The organism is Paraburkholderia bengalensis (assembly GCF_037126505.1).
In the GTDB taxonomy this organism is placed as follows: domain Bacteria; phylum Pseudomonadota; class Gammaproteobacteria; order Burkholderiales; family Burkholderiaceae; genus Paraburkholderia; species Paraburkholderia bengalensis.
Genome location: NZ_JACFYJ010000014.1, coordinates 19,992 through 33,719 on the forward strand (window position 1 = coordinate 19,992; position 13,728 = coordinate 33,719).

Annotated in this window: 14 protein-coding genes; 10 read left to right on the plus strand and 4 right to left on the minus strand. The window is 63.2% G+C overall.

What is annotated here, in order from left to right:
- Positions 1-58 precede the first annotated feature (58 nt).
- Positions 59-841 (plus strand): TrmH family RNA methyltransferase, encoded by a 783-nt coding sequence (locus tag H3V53_RS11345; protein WP_336597978.1) that lies wholly within the window; start codon positions 59-61, stop codon positions 839-841.
- 65 nt (positions 842-906) lie between these two features.
- Here H3V53_RS11345 and ppsR read toward each other — a convergent pair whose 3' ends face one another.
- Positions 907-1,722, minus strand: coding sequence for a posphoenolpyruvate synthetase regulatory kinase/phosphorylase PpsR (gene ppsR, locus H3V53_RS11350; RefSeq protein WP_054926387.1), 816 nt, complete (start codon positions 1,720-1,722; stop codon positions 907-909).
- 531 nt (positions 1,723-2,253) lie between these two features.
- On the opposite strand from ppsR, the gene ppsA reads away from it, so the two are divergent.
- The 3 genes from ppsA to H3V53_RS11365 all read left to right on the plus strand — a co-directional run bounded on the left by ppsA (position 2,254) and on the right by H3V53_RS11365 (position 6,251).
- Entirely contained in the window at positions 2,254-4,659 is a 2,406-nt protein-coding gene (gene ppsA / locus H3V53_RS11355) for a phosphoenolpyruvate synthase (RefSeq protein WP_336597979.1), read from the plus strand.
- Between the two features lie 128 nt (positions 4,660-4,787).
- Complete coding sequence (locus H3V53_RS11360; protein ID WP_336598050.1) at positions 4,788-5,231, plus strand: NfeD family protein; 444 nt, start codon at positions 4,788-4,790, stop codon at positions 5,229-5,231.
- Positions 5,232-5,324: 93 nt separating this feature from the next.
- Positions 5,325-6,251: an SPFH domain-containing protein gene (locus H3V53_RS11365; RefSeq protein WP_336597980.1), complete on the plus strand. Its 927-nt coding sequence runs from the start codon at positions 5,325-5,327 to the stop codon at positions 6,249-6,251.
- Positions 6,252-6,333: 82 nt separating this feature from the next.
- Here the strand turns inward: H3V53_RS11365 and smpB are convergent, their stop codons facing one another.
- Entirely contained in the window at positions 6,334-6,780 is a 447-nt protein-coding gene (gene smpB / locus H3V53_RS11370) for an SsrA-binding protein SmpB (protein WP_054926368.1), read from the minus strand.
- Positions 6,781-6,911: 131 nt separating this feature from the next.
- On the opposite strand from smpB, the gene H3V53_RS11375 reads away from it, so the two are divergent.
- Together H3V53_RS11375 and H3V53_RS11380 are read left to right on the plus strand one after the other, a co-directional pair.
- Positions 6,912-7,349, plus strand: a complete 438-nt coding sequence (locus H3V53_RS11375) for a type II toxin-antitoxin system RatA family toxin (RefSeq protein ID WP_028370462.1) — start codon at positions 6,912-6,914, stop codon at positions 7,347-7,349.
- The gene (locus tag H3V53_RS11380) at positions 7,346-7,678 is read left to right on the plus strand and encodes an RnfH family protein (protein ID WP_336597981.1); all 333 of its coding nucleotides are present in this window, start codon (positions 7,346-7,348) and stop codon (positions 7,676-7,678) included. Before H3V53_RS11375 ends, H3V53_RS11380 begins: the two co-directional genes overlap by 4 nt.
- Before the next feature lie 90 nt (positions 7,679-7,768).
- Here H3V53_RS11380 and H3V53_RS11385 read toward each other — a convergent pair whose 3' ends face one another.
- A complete protein-coding gene (locus tag H3V53_RS11385) occupies positions 7,769-8,743 on the minus strand; it encodes a DMT family transporter (protein WP_336597982.1) in 975 nt (324 codons plus the stop codon).
- 324 nt (positions 8,744-9,067) lie between these two features.
- On the opposite strand from H3V53_RS11385, the gene guaB reads away from it, so the two are divergent.
- From guaB to guaA, 4 genes are read left to right on the plus strand one after another with little or no spacing between them, the layout of a single operon-like run.
- Positions 9,068-10,528, plus strand: a complete 1,461-nt coding sequence (gene guaB, locus H3V53_RS11390; RefSeq protein WP_054926366.1) for an IMP dehydrogenase — start codon at positions 9,068-9,070, stop codon at positions 10,526-10,528.
- 6 nt (positions 10,529-10,534) lie between these two features.
- Positions 10,535-11,323: a hypothetical protein gene (locus tag H3V53_RS11395; RefSeq protein ID WP_336597983.1), complete on the plus strand. Its 789-nt coding sequence runs from the start codon at positions 10,535-10,537 to the stop codon at positions 11,321-11,323.
- Positions 11,316-11,534: a hypothetical protein gene (locus tag H3V53_RS11400; protein WP_336597984.1), complete on the plus strand. Its 219-nt coding sequence runs from the start codon at positions 11,316-11,318 to the stop codon at positions 11,532-11,534. Before H3V53_RS11395 ends, H3V53_RS11400 begins: the two co-directional genes overlap by 8 nt.
- The gene (gene guaA, locus H3V53_RS11405; RefSeq protein ID WP_336597985.1) at positions 11,527-13,110 is read left to right on the plus strand and encodes a glutamine-hydrolyzing GMP synthase; all 1,584 of its coding nucleotides are present in this window, start codon (positions 11,527-11,529) and stop codon (positions 13,108-13,110) included. The genes H3V53_RS11400 and guaA overlap by 8 nt, the downstream gene beginning before the upstream one ends.
- Positions 13,111-13,174: 64 nt before the next feature.
- On the opposite strand, the gene H3V53_RS11410 is transcribed toward guaA, so the two are convergent.
- Positions 13,175-13,714: a GNAT family N-acetyltransferase gene (locus H3V53_RS11410; protein ID WP_336597986.1), complete on the minus strand. Its 540-nt coding sequence runs from the start codon at positions 13,712-13,714 to the stop codon at positions 13,175-13,177.
- Positions 13,715-13,728 lie beyond the last annotated feature (14 nt).

A 13,728-nucleotide genomic window follows, 5' to 3' on the forward strand; every position in this document is an offset into this window, starting at 1 on the left:
CTTCGGGCGCTTTTCTTTTCACCGTTTTTTCGCCGTATCGACACGATTTTCGCTGCCAGTGAAAGCCATCACCTCGCGGGACAATCCGCTCTACAAGCGCCTGAAGGCATTGGCCGGCTCGACGCATCAACAGCGCAAGAGCGCTCACGCGCTGCTCGAAGGTTTCCATCTCGCGAGCGCGTATCTCGACGTCGCCGGCCAGCCCGAAACCTGTGTCGTCACGGAGGGCGCATTGCGCCACGACGAAGCGCAGGCGATCGTCGCGCGGATCGACGAGCGGCGCATCGTGACGCTGCCGGATGCCCTCTTCGGGCAGTTGTCGAACGTCGTCAACGGCATGGGCATGCTGCTGCTGGTCGACAAACTCGATGTGCCGCTGCCCGAGCGTGTGACGACGGGCTGTGTCGTGCTCGACGGCGTCCAGGATGCGGGCAACGTGGGCTCGATTCTGCGCAGCGCGGCAGCTGCGGGCATCGGCCATGTGTTCTGCGCGCCGGGCACCGCCTACGCCTGGTCGACGAAGGTTCTGCGCTCGGGCATGGGCGCGCATTTTCTGCTGCAGATTCACGAGGACGTCGAATCGCAGACGCTGATCGGGCGGCTCGACGTGCCCGTCGCGATTACGGATTCGCACGGCGCGCAGGCGATCTACGACATCGATCTGTCGGAGCCTGTCGCGTGGGTGTTCGGCAACGAGGGCGCGGGCGTGTCGCAGCCGTGGCGCGATGCCGTTACGTATCGCGTGACCATTCCGCAGCCGGGCGGAATGGAGTCGCTGAACGTCGCGGCCGCCGCCGCCGTCTGTCTGTTCGAGCAGTGCCGCCAGCAGCGCGGGCGCTAATCGAATCCCGCTTCAAAAGCAAAAACGCCGCTGATGTCAGCGGCTTTTCAGTTCAGCGCAATGCCTCAATACGACGACCGGTCGAGCCTGATTTCCTGCAGGATCGTGGTCGCGATTTCCTCAATCGACTTGTGCGTCGACGAGAGCCACTTGATTCCTTCGCGCCGCATCATCGCCTCGGCTTCGTTGATTTCGTAGCGGCAATTTTCGAGCGCCGCGTACTTGCTGCCGGGGCGCCGCTCGTTGCGGATCTCCGAAAGCCGTTGCGGATCGATCGACAGCCCGAACATCTTCGAGCGATGCGCGAGCAGCGGCGTGGGCAGCTTGCCGCGCTCGAAGTCTTCCGGAATCAGCGGATAGTTTGCCGCCTTCACGCCATACTGCATCGCAAGATACAGACTGGTCGGCGTCTTGCCGCTGCGCGACACGCCGACGAGAATCACGTCCGCTTCTTCGAGATTGCGATTGGACTGGCCGTCGTCGTGCGCCAGCGAGAAATTGATCGCCTCGATCCGGTTCTTGTACTCCTCGGTGTCGGCGTTCTGATGGCCGCGGCCCATCGCGTGGCTGGACTTCAGTTCCAGCTCCTGCTCGAGCGGCTCGACGAACGTCTGAAACATGTCGAGCACCAGCGCGTTCGAGTCTTTCACGATCTGGTTGGACGCGCTGTTCACGAGCGTCGTGAACACGATCGGGCGACGGCCTTCGTGATGAGCGGCTTCGTTGATCTTTTCGAGCGTGGCGTACGCCTTCTCGTTGGAATCGACGAATGGGACACGGACCAGGCGGAATTTCTGGTCGAACTGGGAAAGGATCGAATGCGCGAAGGTTTCGGCAGTAATCCCGGTACCGTCGGAGACGATGAATACGGTGGGCGGCATCGAAGGAACAAAAAACAAGGGCAGGAACGCGGGCGTCAACGTCCGCTCGAATCGGACCTTGCCGTGTGCCGCGCGCTGCCCGGGCGCTGGCCGGGAAATTGCAACGTGGGCACGACGGCGCAGTGTGGCGCCGCGAGCGTCGCGCGCCGGGTGCAAACGCCGCAGGTCGACATGCAAACCCCGGCGGCAAGCCGCGCGCGCCGTCTGAGGCGCATTTCTCCGCCGACTGTCACATTTTGAGAGTCGGCACGGTAGAATAGCGGCAACCTGTTGGATAAGCAATTGCAGCCAAATCGCGCGTAACTGCCGGTGATCCTTCATCCATTCCGCCGCGATTTGTACGTAACTTGGACGGCAACGCTGCAAGTTCGCTCAATCTCCCGCTTCGTCGGGCTTCGTGCGGGGCATACGGCCCTTCCGCGATTGCTTCTCCAACAGGTTGCGCAAGGCACGGGACCACGCTTCCAATAAGCGCCCTGTGTTCAAGCCCACTTGCGCAATCGAGCATTTTTTCCACACTTAGGGGCTTGTATGACTAACGCAGTTAACGTTGCTAAGGATCAGGCGTATGTAGTTCCATTCGAGCAGTTGCGAATGACCGACGTGGAAATCGTCGGCGGCAAGAACGCGTCGCTCGGCGAGATGATCAGTCAACTCGCTCAGGCGGGCGTTCGCGTGCCGACCGGCTTTGCCACGACGGCGCTGGCATTTCGCGATTTCCTCCATCACAACAATCTGACCGAACGCATCGCGCAACGTCTGGAGACGCTCGACGTCGACGACGTGAAGGCGCTCGCCGCTGCTGGCAAGGAAATCCGTCAATGGATCGTCGATGCCCCGTTGCAGTCGCGGCTCGAAGAGGAAATCCGCACGGCGTTCGAAACGCTGACAAAGAGCTCGCCTGAAGAGCTGTCGTTTGCCGTCCGTTCGTCGGCAACGGCGGAAGACCTCCCCGACGCATCGTTCGCCGGCCAGCAGGAAAGCTACCTGAACGTGGTTGGCATCGAAGACGTGCTCGATCGCATGAAGCACGTGTTCGCGTCGCTGTACAACGACCGCGCCATCTCCTATCGCGTCCACAAGGGCTTCACGCATGCTGAAGTCGCGTTGTCGGCGGGCGTGCAGCGCATGGTGCGCTCGGACGTCGGCGCGGCGGGCGTGATGTTCACGCTGGATACGGAATCCGGTTTCAAGGACGCCGTTTTCATCACGTCGAGCTACGGCCTCGGTGAAACGGTCGTGCAAGGCGCGGTGAATCCGGACGAGTTCTACGTCTTCAAGACCACGCTCGCACAGAACAAATACCCGATCATCCGCCGCTCGATCGGCTCGAAGCTCATCAAGATGGAATTCACGAAGGCGGGCGAGCAAGGTCGCGTGAAGACCGTCGACGTGCCGCACGAGCAGCGCAACCGCTTCTCGATCACCGACGAAGACGTGATCGAGCTCGCGAAGTACGCCGTCATCATCGAAAAGCACTACCAGCGTCCGATGGACATCGAGTGGGGCAAGGACGGCCGCGACGGCAAGATTTTCATCCTGCAGGCGCGTCCGGAAACGGTGAAGAGCCAAGGCGGCAACAAGGCCGAGCAGCGCTTCAAGCTGAAGGGTCAGTCGCAGGTGCTGGCGACGGGCCGGGCAATCGGCCAGAAGATCGGCGCAGGTCCCGTGCGCGTGATTCATGATCCGTCGGAGATGGAGCGTGTGCAGCCGGGCGACGTGCTCGTCGCGGACATGACCGACCCGAACTGGGAGCCGGTGATGAAGCGCGCGTCGGCGATCGTCACGAACCGTGGCGGCCGGACCTGCCACGCGGCGATCATCGCGCGTGAACTGGGCGTGCCGGCGGTGGTGGGCTGCGGCGACGCAACCGACGTCCTGAAGGACGGCGCGCTCGTGACGGTGTCGTGCGCGGAAGGCGACGAAGGCAAGATCTACGACGGTCTGCTCGAAACGGAAGTGACGGAAGTCCAGCGCGGCGAACTGCCCGAGATCCCCGTCAAGATCATGATGAACGTCGGCAATCCGCAGCTCGCGTTCGACTTCGCGCAACTGCCGAACAAGGGCGTGGGTCTCGCGCGTCTGGAATTCATCATCAACAACAACATCGGCGTTCACCCGAAGGCGATTCTCGAATACCCGAACGTCGATCAGGACCTGAAGAAGGCCGTCGAAAGCGTCGCGCGCGGTCACGCATCGCCGCGTGCGTTCTACGTCGACAAGCTGACGGAAGGCATCGCGACGATCGGCGCCGCGTTTTATCCGAAGCCCGTGATCGTGCGTCTGTCGGACTTCAAGTCGAACGAGTACAAGAAGCTGATCGGCGGTTCGCGCTACGAGCCGGACGAAGAAAACCCGATGCTGGGCTTCCGCGGCGCATCGCGTTACATCGCTGAAGACTTCGCGCAAGCGTTCGAGATGGAGTGCATGGCGCTCAAGCGCGTGCGCGAAGAAATGGGCCTGACGAACGTCGAGATCATGGTGCCGTTCGTGCGCACGCTGAAACAGGCTGAGCGCGTGGTCGGGCTGCTGGCGAAGTACGGCCTGAAGCGTGGCGAAAACGGCCTGCGCCTGATCATGATGTGCGAAGTGCCGTCCAACGCGATCCTCGCCGAAGAGTTCCTGCAGTTCTTCGACGGTTTCTCGATCGGTTCGAACGACCTGACGCAGCTCACGCTCGGCCTCGATCGCGACTCGGGCATGGAACTGCTCGCCGTCGACTTCGACGAGCGTGATCCCGCCGTCAAGTTCATGCTCAAGCGCGCGATCGAAACGTGCCTGCGTCTGGACAAGTACGTCGGCATCTGCGGCCAGGGCCCGTCGGATCACCCGGACTTCGCGCAATGGCTGACGGACGAAGGTATCGCATCGATCTCGCTGAACCCGGACACGATCATCGATACGTGGCAGGCGCTGGCGAAAACGACCGCGAAGTAAGCACCGCGCATCGTTTAGCAGGCGTCGGTAAAAGGTGCCGCTGCGAACGATAAAACGCTGACGCTTCATGCTATAAACACCCCGGTAGCCCCGGGGTGTTTTGCTTTGTGGAGGCGCAAGTGACGCACATGGTTGGACTGCTCTGGTGGATCGGCGCGGGCGTGCTGGTCGTACTTGAACTGATACACGGCACGTTCTATCTGCTGATGGTGGCGCTGGGCTTCGTCGCGGCGGCGCTGGCGCGTCTCGCGGGCGCGGACCTGACGCTGCAGTTCGGCATCGCGGCCGTCGTCGCGCTGGCCGCGGTGCTGGTGCTGCGCAAGTCGCGCTTTGGCCGCAAAACCAGGACGCGCGCCGAAGCCGCGCGCAATCCCGACGTGAATCTCGATATCGGCTCGACGCTGGTCGTGCCCGCATGGCACGCCGGACACGCACGGACCAGCTATCGCGGTGCGACCTGGGATGTCGAACTCTCGCCGGGCGAGCCGGAAGATGCGAACGTCTACGAAATCACTGCTTTACGCGGCAATTGTCTGGTCGTAGTCGCGAGTCGGCACGCGGTGCGGACGTGAATCGTTAGGACCGGTTCAGGCGTTGTTGAGACGCGACTCGAAAAGCGCATCCGGGATGCGCACAACAACTCAAGAACAGAATGGGGTGCAGGAATGGAACCGTCGAGCATCGTTGGGCTGGTTTTGCTGATCGTCGTGATCGTGATTGCCGCACAGACGATCAAGATCGTGCCGCAGCAGCACGCGTGGGTGATGGAGCGGCTCGGGCGCTATCATGCGACGCTCACGCCGGGCCTGAGCTTCGTGCTGCCGTTCATCGACCGGATCGCGTACAAGCACGTGCTGAAGGAAATCCCGCTCGATGTGCCGAGTCAGGTCTGCATCACGCGCGACAACACGCAGCTGCAGGTGGACGGGGTGCTGTATTTCCAGGTGACAGATCCGATGAAGGCGTCGTACGGTTCGAGCAACTTCGTGTTCGCGATCACGCAGCTGTCGCAAACCACGCTGCGCTCGGTGATCGGCAAACTCGAACTCGACAAGACCTTCGAGGAACGCGACTTCATCAACCATTCGATCGTGTCCGCGCTCGACGAAGCGGCGTCGAACTGGGGCGTGAAGGTGCTGCGCTACGAGATCAAGGATCTGACGCCGCCCAAGGAAATCCTCCACGCGATGCAGGCGCAGATCACGGCCGAGCGCGAGAAGCGCGCGCTGATCGCGGCGTCGGAAGGGCGCAAGCAGGAGCAAATCAATATTGCGTCGGGCGGGCGTGAGGCGGCGATCCAGAAGTCCGAAGGCGAGCGTCAGGCGGCGATCAACCAGGCGCAAGGCCAGGCCGCGGCGATTCTGGCTGTGGCTGAAGCAAACTCGCAGGCGATTCAGAAAATCGCGGCGGCGATCCAATCGACGGGCGGCATGGAGGCCGTCAATCTGAAGGTTGCCGAGCAATATGTGAACGCGTTTGCGAATCTCGCGAAGGCGGGGAACACGTTGATCGTGCCCGGAAACATGGCCGACATGAGTTCGATGATCGCGTCGGCGCTGACGATCGTGAAGCAGAACAAGACGCCGGCCTGAAGGCGAGGCCGGCGGCAAAGAAAATGGCCCGCGCACATGTGCGGGCCATATTTTTTCAGCGTCTGAAACGGAGCAAGCCGGGTCAGGTCGGTGTACGCATCAAGCGGGCTTTTTCCCGCTCCCAATCGCGCTTCTTCTCGGTTTCGCGCTTGTCGTGGAGCTTCTTGCCCTTGGCAAGCCCGATCTCGCACTTGACGCGTCCGTTCTTGTAGTGAAAATTCAGCGGCACGAGCGTATAGCCGCGCTGCTCGACCTTGCCGATCAGCTTGCTGATCTCTTCCGCATGCAGCAGCAGCTTGCGCGTGCGCACGGGGTCGGGATGGATGTGCGTCGAGGCCTCGGGCAGCGGGCTGATGTGCGTGCCGATCAGAAATAGCTCGGCGTTTTTGATCACGACGTAGCCTTCCTTGATCTGGCCGCGGCCGGCGCGCAGCGCCTTGACCTCCCAGCCCTCCAGCACGAGCCCCGCCTCGTAACGCTCCTCGATCGAGTAATCGAAGAACGCCTTTCTGTTGTCGATGATGCTCATGAATGGAAACTGCCCAACTCGTTTAAAATCACGATTTTAGCAAAGCGGGACACGGAAAACCCGCCGCGGTGTCATTCGATTGTCACGCGTTCGCTATTTCCCATTCACCGTTGCCACGCGCTGTTCAATTTATGGCAGATGTCCAAAAAACCGTGTTGATCCGCCATTCGGCGGAGCAGATGTTCGACCTCGTCACCGACGTCGCCGATTACCCCAATTTCCTTCCGTGGTGCGGCGGCGTCGAGATCCGTCGCCAGGAAGAAAACCTGATGGAAGCGAAGATCGACATCAACTTCAAGGGCATCAAGCAGCACTTTGCGACACACAACACGCAGGAACGGCCGACGCGCATCGACATGAACTTCGCCGACGGCCCGTTCAAGAAGTTCACCGGCTACTGGCGCTTCACACCGCTGCGCGCGGACGCGTGCAAGATCGAGTTCGCGCTGCACTACGAGTTCTCGAACATTCTGCTGGAGAAAATCATCGGACCGGTGTTCAGCCATATTGCGAACACATTCGTCGAATCATTTGTGAAACGCGCCGACCAGCGCTACGGCAAGGCATGAGCACGACGCTGAACATCGAAGTCTGCTACGCGCTGCCGCACGAGCAGACGCTGATTGCGCTCGAACTGCCGCAAGGCGCGACCATCCAGCAGGCCATCGCCGCCAGCGGCATCCTCGAACGGCACCCGGGCATCGATCTGACGCAGCAGAAGACGGGCGTGTTCGGCAAGCTCAAGCCGCTCGACGCCGTGCTGGCGGATCACGATCGCGTGGAAATCTACCGGCCGCTGATCGTCGATCCGAAGGCGGCGCGTCAGGCGCGCGTCGAGAAGTCGCGCAAGGAAGGCTCAGTCGAAGGGCGCAAGTGGCTGCCGAAGGATTCCCGCTAGGGCGCATCGGCCGAAACAGCGATGAACGGCGCACCGCGTAGGCGGCGCGCCGTTTTTTTTGTTGTCCATCGCCAGATTCGGCTGGCGAAACTAGTGCACGGCCGCTTGCGCCTTGTCTTCGAGCGTCGGGCGGTGGGAATCGTCGCCGGCGTGCTGGCGCACCGACCAGCTGACGCCCGCCACCAGCAGCACGATGGCGGCCAGTTCGAGCGAGCGCGGCATCCGGTGGTCGTAGATGAACGCATACAGCAGCGCGAACAGCGTCTCGAACACGATCAGCTGGCCCGACAGCGTGAGCGGCAGCCGTTTGGACGCCGCGTTCCACAGGCCGTTGCCGAGCCACGATGCGCCGATCGCGAGCGCCAGATTCAGCATCCAGAACAGATGCCAGCGACTATCGACGTGCGACGTATCGACGGCAGGCGACGGCAGCACGGCGACGGCGAGCCACAGCAGCACACCGAGCAAGCCGGTCACGACGCCCCACAGCACCGACCACTCATTGCCGCTGAAATGCGTGTGACGCTGCAGATAGCGCGCGTTCTCGACGGCGAACCACGTCCAGCAGGCGAGCGCGCCAATCGCGCACGCGATCCCGACGAGCTTCGTCGCAATCGTTCCCGACGCCCCGTCCGCCGTGCTGAACACGTCCACATTGATGCACGCGATACCCGCGACGACCAGCGCGAGCGGCCACACGAGCCGCGCGAGCGGCACGGCGCCGTGGTCGCGCCGGCCGAGCAGCGTCACCGTGACGGGCAGCACGCCGACGATCAGCGACGACGGCGCGATGCCGACGAGATGCACGGCGCCCGTCAGCAGCAGGTAATAGAGCAGGTTGCCCGCGAGCGCGAGCTTGACGAGCGCGCGCAGGTCGTCGCGCGTCAGGCGGCGCAGCAGCGAGCGCGCCGACGGCAGCGCGGCGACCAGCGACACCGCGCCGTACATCGCATAGCGCCCGGCGCTCAGCAGCACGGGTGAAAAATCGGGCAACAGCCGCGGCACCAGAAACACCATGCCCCATAACGCTCCCGCCAACATCCCGTAGACCACGCCGCGCTGCATTGCCTGCCCCGAATCAAAAAACTGAAAAGTGCGCGCAGCATAGCTCGCCCCGCGCATCGGCGTCTTGTTCGATTCTGCACTCCGCCGCGCTTCGACTATGCTGGGAAAGATGTCTGCAAGCGATGCCTCCTAGCGACGTCTGAAAGCGCGCGTGCCTCCGAGCGAGTAAACGAAACGTGTTCGAACGCGAGGCGAACGCAGAAGCGAAAGAGCGCGGTCGTTCGATGCCATAAAACCGTGAACAATTTCGCTAACTGACTGTTCGCGCAGTGAAAAGCGGGGAGGTATCGCGTATAATTCGCTTTTGCGCCTATAGGATTTGCCATGCGTCTGATCCAAAAAGCACTCACGTTCGATGACGTGCTCCTCGTCCCGGCCTTCTCCGACGTTCTGCCGCGCGACACCAGCCTGAAAACCCGGCTGACCCGCAACATCTCCCTCAACATGCCGCTCGTCTCCGCCGCGATGGATACCGTCACGGAAGCCCGCCTCGCCATTGCGATGGCGCAGATGGGCGGCGTCGGCATCATCCACAAGAATCTGACGCCTGCCGAGCAGGCTCGCGAAGTCGCGAAGGTCAAGCGTTTCGAATCGGGCGTGGTGCGCGACCCGATCACGATTCCGCCGCAGATGAAAGTGCGCGACGTGATCGCGCTGTCGCGCCAGCATGGCATTTCCGGCTTCCCGGTTGTCGAAGGCGCACAGCTGATCGGCATCGTGACCAACCGTGACCTGCGCTTCGAAAGCCGTCTGGACGAGCCCGTGCGCACGATCATGACGCCGCGCGAGCGCCTCGTGACCGTCAAGGAAGGCACGCCCCTCGCCGAAGCGAAGGCGCTGATGCATAGCCACCGTCTGGAGCGCGTGCTGGTCGTCAACGATTCGTTCGAACTGCGCGGCCTGATGACGGTGAAGGACATCACGAAGCAGACGGAACACCCGGACGCCTGTAAGGACGAGCACGGCAAGCTGCGCGCGGGCGCCGCCGTCGGCGTCGGCCCGGACAACGAAGAGCGCGTGTCGCTGCTGGTGCAGGCGGGCGTCGACGTGATCGTGGTCGACACGGCGCACGGCCACAGCCGCGGCGTGCTGGAGCGCGTCCAGTGGGTCAAGAAGAATTTCCCGCACGTCGAAGTGATCGGCGGCAACATCGCGACGGCTGACGCGGCCAAGGCGCTTGTCGAGTACGGCGCGGACGGCGTGAAGGTCGGCATCGGCCCGGGCTCGATCTGCACCACGCGTATCGTCGCCGGTGTCGGCGTGCCGCAGATTTCGGCTATCGCCAACGTGTCGGCGGCGCTCAAGGGCTCCGGCGTTCCCGTGATCGCGGACGGCGGCGTGCGTTTCTCGGGCGACGTCAGCAAGGCGCTCGCAGCGGGCGCAGACGCCGTCATGATGGGCAGCATGTTCGCCGGCACGGAAGAGTCGCCGGGCGACGTGTTCCTGTATCAGGGCCGCCAGTACAAGTCGTACCGCGGCATGGGTTCCGTCGGCGCGATGAAGGACGGCGCAGCGGATCGCTACTTCCAGGACAACTCCGCGAACATCGACAAGCTGGTGCCGGAAGGCATCGAAGGCCGCGTCGCCTACAAGGGCGCGGTCGGTGCGATCCTGTTCCAGCTGGTGGGCGGCGTGCGCGCGTCGATGGGTTACTGCGGCTGCCGCACGATCGACGAGCTGCATGAGAAGGCCGAGTTCGTCCAGATCACGGCGGCGGGCATGCGCGAATCGCATGTGCATGACGTGCAGATCACGAAGGAAGCGCCCAACTATCACGTGGACTGATCGCCGATGAAGCCGCTGCTGCGTGCCGTACTGATCATCGATGCGTTGTTGCTGCTGGCGTTTGGGCTGGTGTTGCTGCTCACGCCATGGAAATCGTTGTACGACGCGCTGCAGCTGGTGCAGACGGACCCGGCGCTGGTCGGGCAGGGTGCGGGTGTCGCGCTGATCGGACTCGCGTGGCTCGCGCTGCATGCGTCGATCGACGGCGCGATGACGGCCACGGTCGCCAAAGTCGTCGGCCATGTGAACTGGCTGACGGGCGTGTTGATGCTGGTCTGGCTGGTCGGCCTGCATACGCCGCCCTTGTCCGGTTTGGGCCAGCTGGTGGCGGTGCTTGCGGGCGTGGTGTTGCTGGTGATCGGGCTCGGCGGCGTGAGGCTGGCGGGCGCGGTGAAGCGGCGCGAGCGGCTGGCGGGCACAGCAGCCGCCCAACGCGCCGACCGCACGAACGCGCGCGAAGCGGAGAACGCTGCGCGCAAGGCCGAACGTGAACGCGATGCGGCACGGCCGGGCGTCGTCTATCCCGCGAGCGGGACGTATGTCGAGCCGACGCTCAGCCCGGCTGCGGCGTCGCCCGTCAGTCCCGCAACGGGTCATCCCGTCGAGCCAGGCCTGACGGCCACGCCGTCGCGGGCGACGATGCCCGAAGCGGCCGCCGCCGCGCGCGAAGACGCGCTGGCGCACGAGCGCCTGGCTCAGGCGCATGAGGATGCCGCCGCGCGTGAGCGCGCAGCCGCCGAGCGCGATGCCGCCGAAGCGAAATCCGGGTCGCCCCGGCCGCCGTTTCATGGCTGACGTGCGCGACTTGACGCCCACTGCCGAGTCAACCGGAATCCGTCTGCGTGCAGGTCCTGCCGTGTCGATGACGGTGCACCGCAATGCGGCGCCCGGACGCCCGGTGCGCCTCGATCCCGTCCGTTTTGAATATCATGCCGCCGCGTCGCGAAGCGACAAGCGCGGCTTCTCCTATCCGTTCCTTTTAGATTCCGTCCGCTGCCATGCATGACAAGATCCTGATCCTCGACTTCGGTTCGCAAGTCACCCAACTGATCGCACGCCGCATCCGCGAAGCGCACGTGCTGTCGGAAATTCATCCGCACGACGTCAGCGACGAATTCATCCGTGAATTCAAGCCGAAGGGCATCATCCTGTCAGGCGGCCCGAACTCGGTGACAGAGAGCGACACGCCGCGCGCGCCGCAAGCCGTGTTCGAAGCAGGCGTGCCCGTGCTCGGCATCTGCTACGGCATGCAGACGATGGCCGAACAGCTCGGCGGCAAGGTCGACACCGGCCATATGCGCGAATTCGGCTACGCGGAAGTGCGCGCACGCAACCACACGAGCTTCCTCGACGGCATTCAGGACTTCGCGACGGCGGAAGGCCACGGCATGCTGAAGGTCTGGATGAGCCACGGCGACAAGGTGCTGGAAATGCCGCAGGGCTTCCAGCTGATGGCGTCGACGGAATCGTGCCCGATTGCCGCCATGGCCGACGAGGCGCGCCACTTCTACGGCCTGCAATGGCATCCGGAAGTCACGCACACGGTGCAGGGCCGCGCGATGCTCGAACGCTTCGTGCTGAAAATCTGCGGCGCGAAGCCCGATTGGGAAATGGGCAATTACATCGACGAAGCCGTCGAGAACATCCGCAAGCAGGTCGGCGACGAGCACGTCATTCTTGGCTTGTCGGGCGGCGTGGATTCGTCGGTGGCAGCGGCGCTGCTGCATCGCGCGATCGGCGATCAGCTGACTTGCGTGTTCGTCGATCACGGCCTGCTGCGCCTGAACGAGGCCGAGCAGGTGATGTCGATGTTCGCCGACAACCTCGGCGTGAAGGTGATTCACGTCGACGCGAGCGAAGCCTTCATGTCGAAGCTGAAGGGCGTGACCGACCCCGAGGCGAAGCGCAAGATCATCGGCGCTGAGTTCGTCGAAGTGTTCCAGACGGAAGCGGGCAAGCTGACGGACGCGAAGTGGCTCGCGCAGGGCACGATCTATCCGGACGTGATCGAATCGGCGGGCAAGGGCAAGAAGGCCGCGCATACGATCAAGAGCCATCACAACGTGGGCGGCCTGCCGGAAACGCTGAACCTGAAGCTGCTCGAACCGCTGCGCGAACTGTTCAAGGACGAAGTGCGCGAACTGGGCGTGAAGCTCGGTTTGCCGCCTTCGATGGTGTATCGCCATCCGTTCCCGGGCCCGGGCCTCGGCGTGCGGATTCTCGGCGACGTCAAACGCGAGTACGCGGACCTGCTGCGTCGCGCGGACGCGATCTTCATCGAGACGCTGCGCACGTTCATCGACAAGGAAACGGACAAGTCGTGGTACGACCTGACGAGCCAGGCGTTCGCGGTGTTCCTGCCCGTGAAGAGCGTCGGCGTGATGGGCGATGGCCGCACGTATGAGTACGTCGTCGCGCTGCGCGCGGTGCAGACGCTCGATTTCATGACGGCGCACTGGGCGCATCTGCCGCACGATCTGCTCGGCCATGTGTCGAACCGGATCATCAACGAAGTGCGCGGCATCAATCGTGTCGTGTACGACATCTCGGGCAAGCCGCCTGCGACGATCGAGTGGGAATAAGAGAGGTAAAAAAAGGGCGCTGCGGCGCCCTTTTTTGTGTATAAGTTCGCAACGCAGGCAACGCTTAGGGCTTGTCCAGCACATACGTCGCCGCCAGCGTCCCGTAGTACGGTCTCAGACCCACGCTTCGCATGCCGAGCCGCTTCATCACGTTGATCGATTTAATGTTCGCCGGATGTGTCGTCGCGAAGATCGAGGCGATACCCAGTTCCTCAAAGGCAAATTCGATCATCGCGCGGGCCGCCTCGGTGGCGTAGCCTCGTCCCCAGTAAGCGCGCTTCAGGCGCCAGCCGACTTCGACGGGATTGGCCGGCTCGTTTTCGATGTGCTGCACGCAGCCCGCACCGATCAGCTCGCCATCGTCGGTGCGGACGAACGCCCACCACGAGAAACCCAAGCGGTCCCATTGCGCCTTCGACGTGTCGATGCTGTGCTGCACTTCCTCCGGCGTCGCGGGCGAGCCGTCGCCCAGGTATCGCATCACGGCGGCATCGGAGTTGAGCGCGAGAAGCCCGACGAAGTGGACTTCGTCGAACGGTTCGAGGCGCAGTCTCTCAGTGTGCAGCACGGTTCGCATGTCGTTGCCGATGTCCTGAAAATCCACGGCGCAGCGCCCAT